We start from the raw sequence: 17,775 nt of genomic DNA, 5'->3' as shown, positions 1-17,775 counted from the left end.
GATAGGCGTCGGCTGAGGCTGTACGCGACGGCCACCCGCGGGCCGACGATTGTCCGGAGCGGCGGATGCCGCCACCCCCGCGGCCGCAGTACCGTCGCGGGAACCGAGAGCCCGGAGGACACATGGAGACGGTCGACACCATCGTCGTGGGCGCGGGAGTGGCGGGCCTCTCCGCGGCCCGGCTGCTCGCCCGAGCGGGACGCCGCGTCGTCGTCCTGGAGGCACGCGGGCGTGTGGGCGGCCGCGTCTTCACCGACCGTACCGACGGACACGTCACCGACCGCGGAGCCTCGTGGATCCACGGCATCACCGACAGCCCGGTCGCTGCGGCGGCGCGGGCCTTCGGGATGCCGATGGTGGAGTTCACGGTCGGCGGCTATCAGCCCGACAGTCGTCCGCTGGCCTATTTCGACGCCTCCGGCCGGCGGCTCGACACCCCCGCCGTGCGGCAGTACGCCGACGACGTGCGTGCGCTGAACGCGACGCTGGTCGATGTCATCGCCGTCGCCCCGGCCGAGGCGACGTACGCCGATGTCGTTGCGACGGCCCTGGGGATGCAGGATTGGGACGCGGAGCGGAAGGAGCGCGTGCGCGAGTACAACGACCGGCGCGCGCAGGAGCAGTACGGCGTCGGGATGGCGGGACTCGGGGCCCACGGCCTCGACGATGACACCGTGAACGGCGACGAGGTGGTCTTTCCGCGGGGGTACGACGAACTCGCGCAGCACCTTGCCGAGGGGCTCGACCTGCGCCTCGCGCACGTGGCGTCTCGGGTGCGGTGGTCGTCGACGGGTGTGGCGGTCGACACCGATCGCGGAACCTTCGCCGCCGCCGACGCCGTCGTGACCGTTCCCGTCGGCGTCCTGGACGCCGGTGACGTCGTCATCGAGCCCGCGCTGCCCGAACGACACCGCCGCGCGCTCGGCCTGCTGCGGATGAACGCGTTCGAGAAGGTCGTGCTGCGATTCGCCGAACGGTTCTGGGACGCCGGGGTCTACGGCATCCGCCAGCTCGGCGACGAAGGGCAGTGGTGGCACTCCTGGTACGACCTCGGGCGCCTGCACGACGAACCCGCGCTGCTGACCTTCGCCGCCGGACCCGCGGCGCAGGCCACGCGCACCTGGGGCGACGACGAGATCGTGGCATCCACTCTGGCGCAGCTGCGACGGCTCTACGGCGACGCGGTACCCGAGCCCACCAGCGCTGTCGTGACCCGCTGGCAGGACGACCCGTTCTCGCGCGGGTCGTACGCGTACATGCTGCCGGGCTCGGTCGGCGCCGACCACGATGATCTCGCGGAGCCGGTGGGAGGCGTGCTGCATCTGGCCGGGGAGGCGACGTGGGGCGACGATCCCGCGACCGTGCCGGGCGCGATGCTCTCGGGCCACCGTGCCGCACAGAACGTCCTGGGGAGGGCGGTCCCGGTCAGCGACCTCTGGGCCTAGCGGGGGTCGGGCCCCGTGGCCACGGGCAGCTCCGGATGGTTCGACCACTGGCTCCACGACCCGGGGAACACGCGCGGTTCGTATCCCGCGAGGGAGAGTGCCACCGCCTGGTGCGCGGCCGTGACGCCGGAACCGCAGTAGACGCCGACCGACACGCCGTCCTCGGCTCCCAGCATCCGGAATCGCGATCGCAGCTCGTCGGGCGAGCGGAATCTTCCGTCGGCGTCGACGTTCTCGCTCGTCGGCGCGCTGACGGCGCCCGGTACGTGTCCCGCGCGCGGGTCGATCGGTTCGACCTCGCCCCGGTAGCGCTCTCCCGCGCGGGCGTCGAGGAGCAGATCCTCGTCGGCGAAGCGGCCCACGGCGTCGAGGTCGAGCACCGGCAACGCCCCGTACGTCAACGAGACCGAGCCCGGCGCGGGTGTCTCTGCATCCCCGTCCTCCAGGTCGAAGCCGGCATCGGTCCATGCCCGCAGCGATCCGTCGAGCAGTCGCACATCGTCGACGCCGGCGTGGCGCAGCAGCCACCAGGCCCGTGCGCTCGACATGTTCTTCAAGTCGTCGTAGACGACGACCGTGTCACCGGCGTCGATTCCCCAACGCCGTGCCGCGGCCTGCAGCGTCTCGATCGGCGGGATCGGATGCCGCCCGTCGGTCGGGTCGCCGTGGGCTGCGAGGTCGTGGTCGAGGTCGACGTACTGAGCGCCGGGGATGTGTCCCTCGCGGTACTCGGGGAGTCCGTCGGGCCGTTCGAGCCGCCAACGGACATCGAGCACCCGCACGGACCCGCCGTCGGGGTACGACCCCCCGGCGAGGGCGGCGTGCAGTTCCGGGGCGGTGGTCAGGATCGAGGTCATCTTCCCAGTCTGGCCCTCAGTCACGCGCCGCGTCGCCGTGCGTCCGACCATCGGCCAGGCGTGCCCGCGCCCGGTCGTGACGCGATGCGATCGGCACGGTCTCGGTGGCTTTGGGCAGGCCCATGGGCGGCGTTGCGACGTAGATGGTCTCGGCTCGTTCGACGACGTGGGTCTCGTGCCAGATGCCGACCGCGCCGGGCGTCTTCCTCGCGCGCTTGTTGAAGCGCGTCCACGCCGGTCGGTGCTCCTGCTGGGGAGCGGAGGCGTACGCGTAGAGCTTGTCGAGCGACGACCAGTACTGCACGAGGTAGGGCCCGCGAGCCCCGAGGAGCATCGAGAATCCGAGCAGGCCCGAGTCGGGGTCGACGCTCAGCTCGCGGAGCATCCGCGGCATGTCGCCCATGAGCGGCATCCACTGGTCTACTCGCCACCATTTGTTGACGGTCATCCCGATGTGGAAGACGACGAGTTCGCCGTCGTAACGGTGGGTCATCCGACCCGGATTGATGGATGCCATGGCACGTCCTCACTCGATAGTGTTGCTATCCAGTGTTGGATAGTATCGCTATCGAGTCAAGGAGGAAGATCGTGCGCATCTCGGAACTGGCGACGCGAACCGGCGTGCCCGTCGCCACGATCAAGTACTACCTCCGCGAGAAACTCCTGCCCGAGGGTGAGCGCACCTCGCCGACGCAGGCGTCGTACGGCACGGAGCATGCGCAGCGTCTCGGTGTGATCCGCGCGCTCGTCGACGCCGGCGTCGGCATCGCGGGCGTGCGCAAGGTGGTCGGCGTGCTGGAGGAGCCGCCCGCGAATCCCTACGACCTTCTCGGTGCTGCCAACGCGGCCGTCACCCCGGTCGTTCCGGCCGGCATCGACCTGACGGCGGCGACCGCGCTGCTCGAACGCATGGGGGGCGACGCCGAGAAGTGCTTCCCCGACCAGGTCGCCGCGGTCGCCCACGCTCTGGCCGGGCTGGACCGGGCGGGGTTCACCGTGCCGGAACGGGTCATGGAGGCGTATCTCTTCCACCTCTCCGCCATCGCCGAGGCGGAACTCGCGGCGACGCCCGACACGTCGATCGAGGATGCCGTGCGTTACGTCGTGCTCGGCACCGCGCTCGTGGAGCCGCTGATCCTGGCGCTGCGGCGCGTGGCGGAGCAGGTGGCGGCGTCGCGGCGTTTCGCGACGGGACCGTCGGACTGACCGGGTGCCGCGCCTCTCGGCGCGGGTTCGCCGAGGGGGCGTCCGCCTGCGCGCGGGATCAGCGGTCGGAGTTGCTCGCTGCCCCGTCGAGCCAGAGCGTGTCGCTCTTGTCGCCGTGCGCACCCGTCTTGCCGACGTGGGTGTCGCTGATCTTCGGCCCCTTCGTGATGACGTGCACGAGCGCCATGCCGTGACCGCGGCCGAGGTCGTAGTCGTCTTTCAGCCACTCCAGGATGGGAGTCGCCTTCGTGCCCGGGCCGAACCCCCGCTCCTCCGCCAGGGCGATGAACTGGCGCGGGGTCAGCCCGGTCTTGGTTTCGATGTTGTCGAGATAAGACTGGAATGACATGTCCGGAGGGTAGCGCGCCCCTGCGGGGCCGGTCCATCCGTGGCAGGGTCTCGATGCTGGACGGGAGGCGGTATCCCGCGTCGGGTCGGTTCCTCGCCCGGCCCGCGGAGGAGAGATGTCGGAGCCGCGGGGTACGGTCGAAAGATGGCCGTCACCCTGCATCGGGCGCCCGTCGCCGCGATCGACCCCCTCACCCTCTACCGCCTGCTGTGGCTTCGGGTCACCGTGTTCGTCGTCGAGCAGCAGGCCGCCTACCCCGAGATCGACGGCCGCGACATCGAGTCCGGTGCCGAGCTCATGTGGGCGGTCGAGGGCGACGATGTGCTGGCCACGTTGCGCATCCTCCGCGAGGCGCAGAACACGCGCATCGGTCGCGTCGCCACCGCCCCCGATGCGCGGGGCCGCGGTATCGCCGCCGATCTCATGCGCGCGGCCGTCGACGTTCTCGACGCCGAGGCGCCCGGCATCCCGATCCTGCTCGACGCACAGGCGCACCTCGCGGGGTGGTACGGGCGCTTCGGCTTCGTCGTGTCCGGCCCGCCCTTCGCCGAAGACGGCATTCCGCACGTTCCGATGCGGCGCACGCGCCTCGTCACGGAGCGTCTCGTCCTCCGCGAATGGACGCGCGACGACGCCGATCGGGCGTTCCTGTTCGACATGTACCGCCGCCGCGAGGTGCGTCGCTACCTGGGCGACGGGCGGGTGATGGTCGACGCGTCCGAGGTCGACGCCCTGCTCGATCGCTGGGCGGGTCTGGCCGACGGCGTCCTCGGTGTGCGAGCGGTCGCGACCCCCGGTGGAGCGCGCCTCGGGTCGGTGCTTCTGAAGCGCATTCCGTGGTCGGCCGGGGCCTCCGATGGGCGTCCCGACGATATCGAGATCGGGTGGCACTTCCACCCCGATGCGTGGGGCGACGGCCACGCGACGGAGGCGGCGGCCGCGGTCATGGGACTCGCTCGAGACCACGGCATCCGTCGAATCGTGGCGGTCACGAACCCGGCGAACACGGCATCCGGTGCCGTCGCCGAGCGGATCGGTCTGCATCCCGCCGGCGAGACGCGCGACTACTACGACACCACGTGCGCGCTTTACGTGTCGCATGACGACGAGGTGTCGCTCTAGCGCTCTTAGTGCGGCGCGTGGTACTCCGTGACGCCGCGCTTCCAGTAGCCCTTCACCACCGTGGCGGCGGGGTCGCCCGCCCACCGGTCCAGAAGGAGCCCGCGCCCTGCGCGCACTACGGACTGCTCGGCGGCGACGAAGCCGAAGACGCATCCATCGGGACGCTCCTCGACGTCGAGGGAGTCGAGCCAGTCGACGAGTTCCTCGCCCGCGGGGCGCCGACCCCGGTGCAGCTGCACCACCTCGACGCCCGGAGGTGCGGCGACGGGGAGATCGTGCGCGGCATCCGGCACCTCGACGGCGATGCGACCGACGGCGTCGTCGTCCATCTGCGCGGCGAACCGACGGATCGCGGGCACCGCCGTCTCGTCGCCGGCGAGCAGCCATGCGTCGGGGCGTCCCACCAGCACCATCGAGCCGCGGGGGCCGCCTACGCCCACCGGTGCGCCGATGGCGGCCGTCTCGGCCCACCGGCTGCCGACGCCGGCCCCGTGCAGCGCGACGTCGATGTCGAGCCAGCCGTCCGTGGCATCCCAGGTCACCGGCGTGTACTCGCGGCTCGGCGCGGAGCGGAGGTCGTCGGCGGCGCGCGACGGGAAGAAGACGCGGATGTGGTCGTCGGCGCCGGGGGAGTCGAAGCCGCTCAGTTCGGGCCCCTCGAGACGCAGGCGCACGTACGACGGCGTCACGTGCGTCCGTCGAGCGAGGATCGCCGAACGGAAGACGAGGTCGTGGCGACGGGGCTCGAGGCGGGCGGAGATGCTCTGGTTCGACATGGGCATGTAGGTAAGGCTAACCTAACGAATTGACCGCCATCCCTGCCGGTGGCGGCTCGACTCGCACACAGCACTGGAGAGATTCGCATGAGCACCCGCCTGTTCCGTCCCCTCGCCGCCGCCTCGCTGGTGGCCACCCTCGCCCTCGCCGGCTGCGCCTCGGGGGCAGCCGCGCCCGCCGAGGAGACCGCCGCGCCGACGACCGTCACCGTCGAAGACAACCACGGATCGATCGACGTGCCCGTCGCCCCCGAGCGGGTGGTCGCCCTCGACAACACCACCTTCGAGACGCTGAGCGAATGGGGCGTAACCCTCGTCGCGGCCCCGAAGCCCCTCATGTACGACCTCTGGCCCTCGCTCTCCGGCGGCGACGAGGTGCTCGACGCGGGTCTGCACCGTGAGCCGAACATCGAGAACATCCTCGCCGCCGAACCCGATCTGATCGTGGGCGGCTACCGCTTCCGCGAGATCTACGACCAGCTGAAGGAGATCCAGCCGGCGACGATCGAGACGAGCCCCCGCGACGGTGAGGACCATGCCTCGGAGCTGAAGCGCCAGACCACGATCCTGGGTCAGGTCTTCGACAAGAACGACGAGGCGGCGCAGCTCTCGGCCGACCTCGATGACGCGATCGCCGAGGCGAAGGCGGCCTACGACCCGTCCCAGAGCGTCATGGGTCTCATCACCTCGGGCGGCAAGATCGCGTACGCCGCTCCCGGTGAGGGTCGTGGTGTCGGTGTGCTCTTCCCGACCCTGGGGCTCACCCCCGCCCTGGAGCGGTCCGCGGAAGACGCCTCGCACGGCGACGACATCAGCGTCGAGGCGATCGCCGCGGCGAACCCCGAGTGGCTGTTCGTGCTCGACCGCGACGCGATGTTCGGCGAAGACGGCTACGTCTCGGCGAAGGAACTCGTCGAGAACGCCGAGGCCCTCAAGAACGTCCCGGCCGTGCAGAAGGGCCAGATCGTCTATCTCGACGGGAGCTTCTACCTCGACGAAGGCATTCAGGCGTACACCCAGCTCTACCGTTCGGCCGCCGAGGCCTTCGCCTCCTGAGCCCATGCCCGGCCCCCTCGCGTGAGGGGTCGACATCTGTCGCCTGTGCTGCTCCGAGGCGACAGAGAATGACCCCTCACGCGCGTGGGGCGGGACGGATGCCATGACTGTCACCGCCACCCACCCGCGCGCACGGTCGGCGCTGCCGCTCGCCGTGATCGGCGTCGTCGCGCTCATCGTCGTGTCGCTGTTCGTCGGCGCCTACGATCTGACCTCCGACGACTTCGGGAGCGAGATGTTCTTCATCTCGCGCGTACCCCGCACCCTCGCGCTCGTCCTCGCCGGCTGCGCGATGGCCGTCTCGGGCCTGATCATGCAGCTGCTCACGCAGAACCGCTTCGTCGAGCCCTCCACCACGGGGACGTCGGAATGGGCGGCGCTGGGCCTGCTCGTCACGGTGCTGATCGCACCGGCCTCGCCCCTCCCCGTGCGGATGATCGTGGCATCCCTCGTCGCTTTCGTCGGGACCATGATCTTCATCGGCATCCTGCAGCGCATCTCCCTGCGCTCCTCGCTCGTCGTGCCGCTCATCGGCATCATGCTCGGGGCGGTGGTCTCGGCCTTCACGACCTATCTGGCCGTGTCGACGAACTCTCTGCAGATGCTCGGCACGTGGTTTATGGGCAGCTTCACCTCCATCGTCCGCGGACGCTACGAGGTGCTCTGGGTCGTCGCGATCGTCGTGCTGCTGGTGTTCCTCTACGCCGACCGCATCACCGTCGCCGGTCTGGGCCGCGACATCGCCACCTCGGTCGGCCTCGACCACACCCGCGTCCTGCTCATCGGTACCGGGCTCGTCGCGGTCGCCACGGGCGTCACGACCGTGGTCGTCGGCTTCCTGCCGTTCCTGGGCCTGGTCGTTCCGAACCTCGTGTCGATGTGGCGAGGAGACAACGCCCGCAGGAACCTGCCCTGGGTGTGCATCGGGGGCGTGGCGATCGTCGTCGTCTGCGACATCGTCGGACGCCTCATCCGGATGCCGTTCGAGGTCCCCGTCTCGATGATCCTCGGGGTCGTCGGCTCCGCCGTGTTCATCACCCTGCTGTTGAGGATGCGCGCCCGTGGCTGACACCCTGACGCGGTCGGCCCCGGCGCTCGCGGCCCGTCGTCCCCGGATCGCCCTGCGCTTCGGCATCCTGATCCTCGTCGTGGCGGTCGCCGCCGTCGGCGTGCTCACCTGGAACGTCCCGGGGGAACCCGGTTCGCGGGCCTTCTGGCTGGCGGTGAACCTGCGCGTGGTGAGCCTGGCCACCATCGCGCTGGTCGCGTGCTGTCAGGCGGTGGCGACGGTGCTGTTCCACACGGCGACGGCGAATCGCATCCTCACCCCGTCGATCATGGGGTTCGACGCGCTGTACGTCGTGATGCAGACCGCGCTGGTGTTCTTCTTCGGCAGCGCCGCCCTGTCGGCCACCGACGGGCTGCTCAAGGTCGCCGTGCAGAGCGTGTTGATGGTCGGCTTCGCGACGCTCCTCTACGGGTGGCTCTTCGCCGGTCGCCGCGGCAACCTCCACATCATGCTGTTGGTGGGGGTCGTGCTGGGCGTCGGATTCAGCTCGCTGTCGACCGTCATGCAGCGCCTGCTCACCCCGAGTGACTTCGACATCCTCTCGGCCCGTCTCTTCGGGAACCTCTCGAACTCGGATGCCGACTACCTCCCGTGGGCGGCGCTGGTCGTCGCCGCGATTCTCGCGGTCGTCTGGCGCGCGCGACACCGCCTGGACGTGCTGGCGCTCGGCCGTGAGGCATCCGTCAACCTCGGGCTCGCCTACCGGCGCGAGGTCATCGGGATGCTCGTCGTCGTCGCCGTGCTCATCTCGGTGTCGACCACCATGGTCGGCCCGATGACGTTCTTCGGCTTCCTCGTCGCGACCCTCGCGTACCAGCTGGCGGGATCGTCGCAGCACCGCGTGGTGCTGCCCTTCGCGGCGCTGCTGGGTATGGCGACGCTCCTGGGCGGGTACTTCGTCCTGCGGCACCTGTTCTACGCGGCCGGCATGCTCTCGATCATCATCGAGTTCGTCGGCGGCGTCTTCTTCCTCGTCTACCTCCTCCGGAAGGGAAGTCTCTGATGCCCACCCGCTCACCGGGACGGCGCGTCCCGTGATCTCGCTCACCGACGTCACCATGACCTACGGCGACAAGACCGTGCTCGGTCCCGTAACCCTCGACATCCCCGCCGGCGGGGTCACCGCGCTGGTGGGTCCCAACGGCGCCGGTAAATCGACGCTGCTCACCATCGTCGGGCGCCTGGCCGCGGCGACGAGCGGTCGCGTCACGGTCGCGGGCGACGACGTGACGTCGACCCCGGGGCGCGCACTGGCGAAGGTCGTCTCGATCCTGCGGCAGGAGAATCATTTCGTCACCCGGCTCACCGTGCGCGAGCTCGTCGGTTTCGGGCGCTTCCCGCACTCGCAGGGGCGTCTCACCGCCGCCGACCACGTCAAGATCGACGAGGCGATGGCCTTCCTCGACCTCACCGAGCTGTCGGGCCGCTACCTCGACCAGCTGTCGGGCGGTCAGCGCCAGCGAGCGTACGTCGCGATGGTCCTCGCGCAGGACACCGACTACATCCTGCTCGACGAGCCGCTGAACAACCTCGACATCAGGCACGCGGTCGCCATGATAGGTCGGCTTCGCCGTGCGGCGGACGAGCTCGGCAAGACGATCGTCGTCGTCGTCCACGACGTCAACTTCGCCGCGGCCTACGCCGATCGGATCGTCGCGCTGTCCGAGGGGCGGGTGGTGCACGTCGGTACCCCCGACGAGTTCATGACCTCGTCCACGCTCGAGGAGGTCTTCGGCACTCCCGTCCAGGTGCGCCGCGACGGGCCGTACCCGCTCGCGGTCTACTACCGGTGAGACCTCAGAGCTGGATGCCGTTGTCTTCGTCGTTCACGCCCACGTTGCGGCCGCGGCTGGACTCGTACGCGATCAGCCAGCCCACCGACACCGCCGCGGCGATGACCAGCCCCAGCCACACGTTCTGCCACACCAGGCCGAACAGGACCCCCAGTCCGAAGAGGAGCAGGCTGCCCAGCACCCAGTACGTGCGGCCGCGCGGCCAGCCGGTTCCCGTCTGCGTCATGTCGCACAGCCTACGGTGCGACGCCGGAGGGGCCGGGGCGCGTCTCGTGGATCGTGCGCGACCATCCTCACGCGACCCCGGGCTCTGCTGTGTCGACCGCGGCGGTCGGGGCGAGCGACGCGGGTGCCGTCGTCCCCGCCTACGCCTGGGTGGCGGGGGAGCAGTCCCTGGTCGCGGCGATGCGCCGGCACTGGGTGCGGGTCGGCGTCGACAAACGGATGATCTCGTTCACGGGATACTGGCGGGCACCACGGGCCCACTGAGGTGTCGTCGTCCACGCGGGGATGGCTCGACAGGGGCGCAGCCGTGCTGCGGAGAGCCGGTGCGGGGCAGCGGTATCGCGACGAACTCGTGTCGCGGTGCTGGCGCGCCGAGACGGGTCAGCGGTCGAGGTGGTCCTCGGGACTGAGCCGCGGTCCGCGGCGCGGCTCGAGCGATGATCCGGCGTAGATCAGGCGGATCACCCGCTGACGATGGCCGGCGAACGGTTCGAGCAGCTCCAGCATGCCGTCGTCATCGGTACGGTGGCCCGTCAGGGCGAAGCCCACCTGGTGCGCGAGGTGGTAGTCGCCCGTGCTCACGGCATCCGGATCGCCGAAAGCACGGATGCGCGTCTCGGCGCTCGTCCAGATGCCCACGCCGCGGATGCTGATGAAGACTCGGTCGCGGCCCTCACCGTCGGCGGCCGCTGTCGCGGCGCGGACGATCGACGTGCCCCGACGCGCGCTCTCGACGATGGTGCGCGACTGCGGAGGCTCGAGTCCGGCGCGGTGCCACGCCCACGAGGGCACATGGCGCCACCCCTCGATGTCGGGCGGGGCGAACATGGGGCGAGGGGTCGGCCCCGGTGCGCGCTCGCCGTACCAGGTGACGATGCTGCGCCATGCCGAGAACGCCTGCATGCTCGTGACCTTCTGCTCCATGATCGCGCTGACGAGGGCGTCGAAGACGAGGTCGGTGCGACCGATGCGCAGATCGGGGTGACGACGGTGCCACTCGGCGACCGACGGATGCGGCGATGGATCGAACCCGTCGGGGTCGTCGTGCGCACCGCACAATGCGGGCAGCTGGTCGAGAGCCCAGGGTGCACCAGGCCCCCAGGCCGCTGCCCGGACGCTTCCCCCCGCCCGCTGGCGGAGCGCGAGGGTGGCGACACCCAGTGGTGTGCGGCTCACACGCCACACGACTCCGCCCGCCCCGAGGGGAGCCGTCGCGACGTAGGTGGGATCGTTGCTGCCGTGGCGTTGCGCCGACACGGCACGCCCGACGTCGACGGGTCGGTCGGGCCGGTAGTCCGACTCGAGGGGTCGTTCGGTCGGCGCGGGGAGATCGCGCGGCGCCTGCCGCGAGCGGACCCCGGTCGATCTCATGGCGACACCTTACGTCGGACCGCCGACATCGCGGCATCCGGGATCCGCGGAACCCGAATCCCCGGCGATGTCACGAGGTCGCGTGGCCGGGTGGCCGAGCCCGACGTGTGCGTCGCGATCAGAAGCGGTCGGGCGACGGCGTGCCGTGACCGTAGCGGATCGAGACGTCCGCGTGACGGTCGAAGCGGTAGCCGACGCCGCGCACGGTGCGGACGATGTCCTCATAGGCCCCGAGCTTCGCGCGGAGGCGTCGGACGTGCACGTCGATGGTGCGCTCGCCGGGGGCGTCGTCGTCGGTGGACCCCTCCCACAGAGACGACACGAGCTCGGTGCGCTCGATCGTGCGGCCCTCGCGCAGCACGAGGTACTGCAGTAGCTCGAATTCCTTGAAGGTGAAGGCGGCGGATTCCCCGTCGATGAGCACGCGCTTGCGCGAGATGTCGACGACGACGCCGCCGGCGGCACGGTCCTCCTCGGCGGGCTCCTCCTTCGTGCGGGCGACGGCGGAGGGTTCGTGCAGAGCGAGGCGGACGACGTCGACGTCGCGGCCGCCCGATCCCACCGGCGCCAGGGCGACCGTGGCGTAGGTCTCGGCGGCGGGGGCGAGTTCGCCGAGCGTGCGGCGGAGCGCCTCGACGAGCGTTCCCAGGCTCACACCGGCGGCGGCGGCTTTCTCTTCATCGATGCCGACGTACAGCGCGAAACCGCGAGGGGCGGTCGAGGCGGCGGCGCGTGCGGGCGCCGGGGCGGCTGTCTCGGGGGCGGCGGGCTGCGGCGAGGGTGCCGGGCCGGCGGCGGCGGGGCGGATGGAGGCGGTCACGGGACGGTCGAGGACTGCGGAGAGCGACATGAGGAGAAATCCTTGGGTGTGTGAACCCGGGCGTCATCGTGAGCGGGGTTCGACGGGAGGTGAGGGCCGAGGGGCCGGAGAGCGGCGCAGGCGGACGCGTGATCGACGCGGATGCCAGGCGACCGGAGGACGACGTCGGCGTTCAGAAGCACGAGGTCGTGACGTTCGAGGGTCGCGGTCAGCGGCACATTCGACAGGGCATGACAACGCGGCCGGGCATCATCATGCCGGCAGTCCCGTTCGCCTCCCGGGCGGACAGAGAACGCGCGAAGTCAGTCATGGCGGCATTATTACCCACCGCGTCGGACGACGTCAAATCATGACCACGGTGCGGGTCTCGCGCATTCTGCTCAGCCCGTGCCCACGAACCTGCGGTGCCGCCGTGCATTCTGTGTCATCCCGTCGGCGGAGATGATGACCGGCGTAGCCTCTCCGCATGTCCGATCTGCATTTCGCCGACGACAAGACGGCGTCCCGTTTCACCCTCCACCGCGGCGACGACCTCGTCTCCGTCCTCGACTACCGCGACGACGGGCGCACGATCGCCCTCACCCGCGCCTTCACCATCCCGACCTTTCGAGGGCACGGCTACGCCGCCATCGTCACGGAGCGCGCGGTCGACGCGATCGAAGGGGCCGGTGAGCGCGAGGTCATCCCGGTGTGCTGGTACGTGGGGGAGTGGTTCGACGCCCATCCCGAGCGCGCCGGCATCCTGCACCAGCGCCCGGCGTCGTGACCGTCTGAACTCGTACGCGCGTGCACGCGGACGTCAACCCCCGCCCGTGGTTCGTCCGACGCGACCAAGCTGGAGACCTCGAAAGGGGAAGTCATGAACGACGACCGCGATCTGCCCGAGGGCGTCATCGACGCCGACCCGCCCGGTGGGTGGGAGAGTGGCGATGTCGCCGACGGCGAAACCGCCGAGCGCAACGATCACGCGAAGGGGTCTGCGCGCCTGAACGACGCCGCACCCTCTGACCCCATCGAAGGCGATGCCGCAAGCCAGGGCATCGACCCCGACCTGAGCACGGAGGACTGATATGTCGGATGCAACCCGGGCCCCCGAGCCTGGTTCCGGTCCCGATGGAGGTGCCGACGCGGCCGACTCGGTCGGCGGTGCCGTGCACCGCGACCGAAAGGCCCCGCGACCGGGCGAGCAGTCCGAACCGGCGATGGACACGCACCCCACAGACGACGAGGCACGCATCCGCGGCGTCATCGTCCAGACGCGGGCCGATGTCGGCGACAAGAGCGAGGCCCGCATCGCCGACGTCCTGCGGCAGCGGTTCACCGACGTCGGGCTCGACCTCGGCGACGACCGTATCCGTGCCCTCGCGGCCGAGGTCGCCGGCGGCTGATCACCCGCAGACGCCCCGTCCCGCCGTCGAGGCGGGCGGGGCGTTCTCGTGTGCGGGGCGTTCGTGCGACTCGCGTCCGCGCGTTTGCTGCGACCCGATGTCGGAGGTGCGACGTACCGTGGCTGCATGCGCATCCTGCACACCTCCGACTGGCACATCGGGCGCTCGTTCCACGGGCACTCCACCCTCGACGCGCTCATCGACGTGCTCCGCGTGCTCGTGGATCAGGTCCGCGAGAACGAGGTCGATCTCGTCATCGTGGCGGGCGACGTGTTCGACTCCGCTGCGCCGTCGGCGGCGTGCTATCCCGTGCTCTCGAGCACCCTCGCCGCCCTCGCCGACGCGGGTGCCCGGGTGCTGGTCACCAGCGGCAACCACGACTCCGCGGCCCGTCTCGGTTTCCAATCGGCCCTGCTCCGCGACGACATCACGGTGGTGACGGACCCCTCGGCGGTCGGCACCCCGGTGACCTTCGCCGACGATCACGGTCCCGTACACGTCTACGGCATCCCCTATCTCGAGCCCGCCATCGTCAGACACCTGTGGACGGGTGTCGAGCTGCGCAGCCAGGCGCAGACCATGGCGCACGCTCTCGATCTCGTGCGCGCCGATGCGGCCGCGCGCGGGGGGCGTTCGATCGTCGCCGCTCACTGCTTCGCCGCCGGTGTCGAGTCGACGCCCGGCGTCGAGCGCGAGATCCGACAGGGGGGACTCGACGTCGTTCCCCTGTCGACGTTCGACGGCCCCGATTACGTCGCGCTCGGACACATCCACGGCCGTCAACAGCTCTCGGACCGCGTGCGATACGCGGGAGCCCCGCTGCACTACAGCTTCGGCGAAGCGGGAAAACCCCGCGGGTCATGGCTCGTCGATCTCGATGCGGCCGGCTTGTCGTCGGTGCGGTGGCTCGATCTCCCGGTGCCGCGTTCCCTCGTCACCCTGCGGGGGCCGCTCGACGACCTCCTGACCGACGAACGGTTCTCCGATCACGGCGAGCAGTGGGTGCGCGCGGAGTACACCGACCCCACCCCTCAGCCCGATCCCATGCGTCGCCTGCAGACGCGCTTCCCGTGGTGTGCCACCGTCGTGCACCTTCCTGCCGCGTCCTCGGTCGACGACGGTGCCGGCTACGCGCGGCGCGTGCGCGCGGCTCGAGACGACGCAGAGGTGATCGACGCCTTCCTCGCGCATGTGCGCGAGGGCGAGGGCGCGTCGACGGCTGAACGCGAACTCATCCGTGACGTGCTCGCCGCCCGCACCGTGGCCGAGGCGCGCGCATGAAACTGCACCGACTCGAACTCGAGGGATTCGGCCCGTTCCTCGACGCGCAAGAAGTCGACTTCGACGCCTTCGCCGACGACGGCATCTTCCTCATCACGGGCCGCACCGGCGCGGGCAAGTCCAGTGTGCTCGACGGCGTCTGCTACGCCCTCTACGGCGGCGTCCCCCGCTACGACGGAGCGGAACGGCGTCTGCGAAGCGACCACTGCGGTCCCGACGACCCCACCCGTGTCACGCTGGAGTTCAGCGCCGAGGGCGAACGCTGGCGTATCACGCGATCGCCGGAGTTCGAGCGGCCCAAGCGGCGGGGCGGCGGCACGACGAGAGAGCCGCACCGAGCCCTGCTCGAGGTACTCGCCCCCGAGGGGTGGACGGGGGTCGCCGCGCGGCCGGTCGACGTGGCGGCCCGCCTCGACGAGATCCTCGGGCTCACCCAGCAGCAGTTCCTGCAGGTCATCCTGCTGGCGCAGAACCGTTTCGCCCGCTTCCTCCTCGCCAAGAACGACGAGCGGCTGACACTTCTGCGCACCCTGTTCGGCACGCGGTCCTTCGAGCAGTACGCCGCCGACCTCGACGAGCGTCGGAAGCGCGCGAACGAGCGTCTGGCCGCCGAGGGCGTCGAGGTGGCGACCCTGCTCGACGAGGCCGAGCGACTCGTCGACGAGCTCGACGAGCGCGAGCACCACGGCCCGATCCCGGGCGACGACGAGGGAGCCGTCCGCGGCATCGCGCAGCGGCTCGCATCGGTCGTCCGCGCCGTCGAGCGCGCCGACTACCGGGTCGACACCCTCGCGCGCGAGAATCACACCGTCGACGCGCGACTCGACGCCGCCCTGATCGCCGAGCGCGAAGCCCGTTCGCTGGCCGAACGGCAGCGCGACCGGCTCGCCGAGCGCGAGAGGCTCCGAAGCCTCGAGGCCGAGGCCGAGGCGATCGCCGCCATCCGCCGAGAAGCCGAGGCCGCCGCCGGCGCCGAAGAGCTCCGCTCCGCGATCGAGACGGCCGAGGCCGCCCGCCGAGCGTGCGCCCGAGCCGACGAGGGACTCGACGCAGCCGACGCCGGGGTCCTCGTCGTGGACGAGGTGCTCGCCGACGACGCCGACCTGGGTTCGCGCGATGACGCGCTCACCGCTCTGCTCTCGCGCGGCGAGGCGGCGCTGACGGTCGAGCGCGAACTCGCCGATCTCGATCGCGACGTGAACCGCCTGCGGGGGCGTGTCGACACCGTCGAGGCCGAGCGGCAGAAGCTCGCCGTCGAACGTCTCGAGGTCCCCGACATGCTTCGCGCACTCGACGATCGCATCAGCGAACTGGCGGGTGCCGACGCACGACGCGACGCCGCTCTCGCGCTTCGCGACGAGACGTCGCGTCGTCTCGCCGCCGCGCGCGAGGCGGCCCGTCTTCTCGAACAGCGCGATCAGGCCGACCTCGCCGCACTGGTGCGCGCCGACGAGCTCCAGCGTGCGATCGACGCATGGATGACGCTCCTGCGTCGCCGCCTGTCCGGTGCCGCGGTCGAGCTGGCACGCGAGCTGGTCGACGGTGAGCCCTGCGCGGTGTGCGGCGCGCGCGAGCACCCCCACCCCGCTCGCGGCTCCGACGAATCCGTGAGCGATGCCGACCTCGCTGCCGCGGAGGACCGCAAGAACGCCGCGGTCGAGGGCGATCAGCTCGCCGCCGACGCCGCGCGGGTCGCCCGCGACGCGCATGCCTTGGCCGCGGCCCTCGCCGGAGGTGAGAGCGTCGACGTCCTGAACGCGCGCCTCGCGACGACCGACGACGCTCTCCTCGCCGCGGCGGCCGATGTCGACGAGTACGACCGGGTCAGAGCTGATCGCACGCGCGCTGCCGACCTCGAGGCGGCCATCGCCCGTCGGCTCGACACTCTGGGCGCTGAGCTCGCCGTCGCCCGGCAAGACCTCGCCCTCGCACGACAGCGTGCCGAAGCGCTCGGCGGCGAGGTCGAGGCCGCCCGCGGCGGCTTCGACACCGTAGCCGCCCGGCAGGAAGATCTCCGCGCACGACGCGACGCCGTACGCCGGCTCATCTCGGCGCGGTCGGCGGTCGCGGTCGCGCGTGACGCTCGACGCGACGCCGACAGCGCCCTCGCCGCTCTCGTCGCCGACAGTTCGTTCGACGACGTGGGCGCGGTCACCGCGGCGCTCCGATCGGCTGCGCACCGCCGGAGCCTCGACACGGCCGCAGCCGAGTACGACGCGGCGCTCGCCGCGACGCGGCAGCGCCTGTTCGATCTCGAACTGATGCTGGTCGACGCCGGAGACGAACCGATCGACCTGGCCCCCTTTGCCGCCGAGGTGGCATCGACGCGCGAAGCCGTGCAGATGATCGCCGCCGCCCATGCGGGGGCACGCGGTCTCGCCGACCGGCTGCGATCCCTCGCTCAGCGCGTCGACGCCGGCCACGCCTCGATCGCGAGCCTGGCGGATGAGTACGCCGTCATCGCCCGCCTGGCCGACACGGTCGCCGGGCGGGCGCCCAACACACGTCGCATGACGCTCGAGACGTTCGTGCTCGCGGCGGAACTCGAAGAGATCGTGACCGCGGCCAATCTGCGTCTCGAGCACATGTCGGCCGGACGATATCGCCTCCAGCACACCGATGCGCTCGCCGCCCGGGGCGCCTCCAGCGGCCTCGGACTCGAGATCATGGATGCCTTCACCGGGCAGTGCCGTCCGCCGCAGTCGCTGTCCGGCGGAGAGACCTTCCTCACATCCCTCGCTCTCGCTCTCGGGCTCGCCGAGGTCGTCACCGCGCGCGCCGGGGGTCTCCGTCTCGACACGCTGTTCATCGACGAGGGTTTCGGTTCGCTCGACGACGACACCCTCGATCTCGCCATGCGCACGCTCGACGAGCTGCGGCAGGGCGGTCGCACGGTGGGTGTCATCAGCCACGTGGCCTCGATGAAGGACCAGCTGCCTGCGCAGTTGCACGTGACCGCGACTCCACGGGGGCCGAGCGTGATCCATCACGACGTGGTGCTGTCCCGCGGCTGACGC

The 17,775-nt window shown here is 70.9% G+C and carries 20 protein-coding genes and 1 pseudogene; 14 read left to right on the top strand and 7 right to left on the bottom strand.

The window, feature by feature from the left end; genetic code table 11:
- Positions 1 to 122 precede the first annotated feature (122 nt).
- Positions 123 to 1,445, top strand: a complete 1,323-nt coding sequence (locus ACTJJP_RS08975) for a flavin monoamine oxidase family protein (RefSeq protein ID WP_440774661.1) — start codon at positions 123 to 125, stop codon at positions 1,443 to 1,445.
- On the opposite strand, the gene ACTJJP_RS08970 is transcribed toward ACTJJP_RS08975, so the two are convergent.
- A complete protein-coding gene (locus tag ACTJJP_RS08970) occupies positions 1,442 to 2,302 on the bottom strand; it encodes a sulfurtransferase (RefSeq protein WP_440774660.1) in 861 nt (286 codons plus the stop codon). The genes ACTJJP_RS08975 and ACTJJP_RS08970 overlap by 4 nt on opposite strands.
- A gap of 16 nt (positions 2,303 to 2,318) precedes the next feature.
- Complete coding sequence (locus tag ACTJJP_RS08965) at positions 2,319 to 2,819, bottom strand: DUF4188 domain-containing protein (RefSeq protein WP_440774659.1); 501 nt, start codon at positions 2,817 to 2,819, stop codon at positions 2,319 to 2,321.
- A 71-nt stretch (positions 2,820 to 2,890) separates the two neighbouring features.
- On the opposite strand from ACTJJP_RS08965, the gene ACTJJP_RS08960 reads away from it, so the two are divergent.
- Positions 2,891 to 3,508 carry a MerR family transcriptional regulator gene (locus ACTJJP_RS08960; RefSeq protein ID WP_440774658.1) on the top strand — a complete coding sequence of 206 codons (618 nt, stop codon included), beginning with the start codon at positions 2,891 to 2,893 and terminating at the stop codon, positions 3,506 to 3,508.
- 58 nt (positions 3,509 to 3,566) lie between these two features.
- On the opposite strand, the gene ACTJJP_RS08955 is transcribed toward ACTJJP_RS08960, so the two are convergent.
- Complete coding sequence (locus ACTJJP_RS08955; RefSeq protein WP_440774657.1) at positions 3,567 to 3,857, bottom strand: DUF4287 domain-containing protein; 291 nt, start codon at positions 3,855 to 3,857, stop codon at positions 3,567 to 3,569.
- 144 nt (positions 3,858 to 4,001) lie between these two features.
- Here ACTJJP_RS08955 and ACTJJP_RS08950 point away from each other — a divergent pair, with 144 nt between their 5' ends.
- Positions 4,002 to 4,979, top strand: coding sequence for a GNAT family N-acetyltransferase (locus ACTJJP_RS08950; protein ID WP_440774656.1), 978 nt, complete (start codon positions 4,002 to 4,004; stop codon positions 4,977 to 4,979).
- Positions 4,980 to 4,984: 5 nt separating this feature from the next.
- Here the strand turns inward: ACTJJP_RS08950 and ACTJJP_RS08945 are convergent, their stop codons facing one another.
- Complete coding sequence (locus tag ACTJJP_RS08945) at positions 4,985 to 5,761, bottom strand: siderophore-interacting protein (RefSeq protein WP_440774655.1); 777 nt, start codon at positions 5,759 to 5,761, stop codon at positions 4,985 to 4,987.
- Positions 5,762 to 5,842: 81 nt separating this feature from the next.
- Between ACTJJP_RS08945 and ACTJJP_RS08940 the strand changes: the two genes are divergently transcribed.
- The 4 genes from ACTJJP_RS08940 to ACTJJP_RS08925 all read left to right on the top strand — a co-directional run bounded on the left by ACTJJP_RS08940 (position 5,843) and on the right by ACTJJP_RS08925 (position 9,673).
- Positions 5,843 to 6,811 carry a siderophore ABC transporter substrate-binding protein gene (locus ACTJJP_RS08940; RefSeq protein WP_440774654.1) on the top strand — a complete coding sequence of 323 codons (969 nt, stop codon included), beginning with the start codon at positions 5,843 to 5,845 and terminating at the stop codon, positions 6,809 to 6,811.
- A gap of 103 nt (positions 6,812 to 6,914) precedes the next feature.
- The gene (locus ACTJJP_RS08935) at positions 6,915 to 7,880 is read left to right on the top strand and encodes an ABC transporter permease (RefSeq protein ID WP_440774653.1); all 966 of its coding nucleotides are present in this window, start codon (positions 6,915 to 6,917) and stop codon (positions 7,878 to 7,880) included.
- Positions 7,873 to 8,883, top strand: coding sequence for an iron chelate uptake ABC transporter family permease subunit (locus ACTJJP_RS08930; RefSeq protein WP_440774652.1), 1,011 nt, complete (start codon positions 7,873 to 7,875; stop codon positions 8,881 to 8,883). The genes ACTJJP_RS08935 and ACTJJP_RS08930 overlap by 8 nt, the downstream gene beginning before the upstream one ends.
- Before the next feature lie 31 nt (positions 8,884 to 8,914).
- Complete coding sequence (locus tag ACTJJP_RS08925) at positions 8,915 to 9,673, top strand: iron ABC transporter ATP-binding protein (RefSeq protein WP_440774651.1); 759 nt, start codon at positions 8,915 to 8,917, stop codon at positions 9,671 to 9,673.
- Positions 9,674 to 9,677: 4 nt separating this feature from the next.
- Here ACTJJP_RS08925 and ACTJJP_RS08920 read toward each other — a convergent pair whose 3' ends face one another.
- Positions 9,678 to 9,899: a hypothetical protein gene (locus ACTJJP_RS08920; protein WP_440774650.1), complete on the bottom strand. Its 222-nt coding sequence runs from the start codon at positions 9,897 to 9,899 to the stop codon at positions 9,678 to 9,680.
- A 47-nt stretch (positions 9,900 to 9,946) separates the two neighbouring features.
- Here ACTJJP_RS08920 and ACTJJP_RS08915 point away from each other — a divergent pair.
- Positions 9,947 to 10,162: pseudogene (locus ACTJJP_RS08915) on the top strand (SIP domain-containing protein); the annotation flags it as partial.
- A 117-nt stretch (positions 10,163 to 10,279) separates the two neighbouring features.
- Here the strand turns inward: ACTJJP_RS08915 and ACTJJP_RS08910 are convergent.
- Entirely contained in the window at positions 10,280 to 11,269 is a 990-nt protein-coding gene (locus ACTJJP_RS08910) for a DNA-3-methyladenine glycosylase family protein (protein WP_440774649.1), read from the bottom strand.
- A gap of 118 nt (positions 11,270 to 11,387) precedes the next feature.
- Positions 11,388 to 12,119, bottom strand: coding sequence for a winged helix-turn-helix domain-containing protein (locus ACTJJP_RS08905; RefSeq protein ID WP_440774648.1), 732 nt, complete (start codon positions 12,117 to 12,119; stop codon positions 11,388 to 11,390).
- A 98-nt stretch (positions 12,120 to 12,217) separates the two neighbouring features.
- On the opposite strand from ACTJJP_RS08905, the gene ACTJJP_RS08900 reads away from it, so the two are divergent.
- The 6 genes from ACTJJP_RS08900 (at position 12,218) to ACTJJP_RS08875 (ending at position 17,772) form a co-directional block, all read left to right on the top strand.
- A complete protein-coding gene (locus ACTJJP_RS08900) occupies positions 12,218 to 12,442 on the top strand; it encodes a hypothetical protein (protein WP_440774647.1) in 225 nt (74 codons plus the stop codon).
- Between the two features lie 113 nt (positions 12,443 to 12,555).
- Complete coding sequence (locus tag ACTJJP_RS08895) at positions 12,556 to 12,855, top strand: GNAT family N-acetyltransferase (protein WP_440774646.1); 300 nt, start codon at positions 12,556 to 12,558, stop codon at positions 12,853 to 12,855.
- A gap of 93 nt (positions 12,856 to 12,948) precedes the next feature.
- Entirely contained in the window at positions 12,949 to 13,158 is a 210-nt protein-coding gene (locus ACTJJP_RS08890; RefSeq protein WP_440774645.1) for a hypothetical protein, read from the top strand.
- 1 nt (position 13,159) lies between these two features.
- On the top strand, positions 13,160 to 13,477 hold the full coding sequence (locus tag ACTJJP_RS08885) for a hypothetical protein (RefSeq protein WP_440774644.1): 318 nt from the start codon (positions 13,160 to 13,162) through the stop codon (positions 13,475 to 13,477).
- A gap of 126 nt (positions 13,478 to 13,603) precedes the next feature.
- Positions 13,604 to 14,758, top strand: a complete 1,155-nt coding sequence (locus ACTJJP_RS08880) for an exonuclease SbcCD subunit D (protein WP_440774643.1) — start codon at positions 13,604 to 13,606, stop codon at positions 14,756 to 14,758.
- The gene (locus tag ACTJJP_RS08875) at positions 14,755 to 17,772 is read left to right on the top strand and encodes an AAA family ATPase (RefSeq protein WP_440774642.1); all 3,018 of its coding nucleotides are present in this window, start codon (positions 14,755 to 14,757) and stop codon (positions 17,770 to 17,772) included. The genes ACTJJP_RS08880 and ACTJJP_RS08875 overlap by 4 nt, the downstream gene beginning before the upstream one ends.
- Positions 17,773 to 17,775: the final 3 nt, after the last annotated feature.

It is taken from the genome of Microbacterium sp. 22296 (genome assembly GCF_052045385.1).
In the GTDB taxonomy this organism is placed as follows: Bacteria; Actinomycetota; Actinomycetes; order Actinomycetales; family Microbacteriaceae; genus Microbacterium.
The sequence above is the reverse complement of the archived record's forward strand: the minus strand, read 5'-3'. Positions and strand labels throughout refer to the sequence as shown.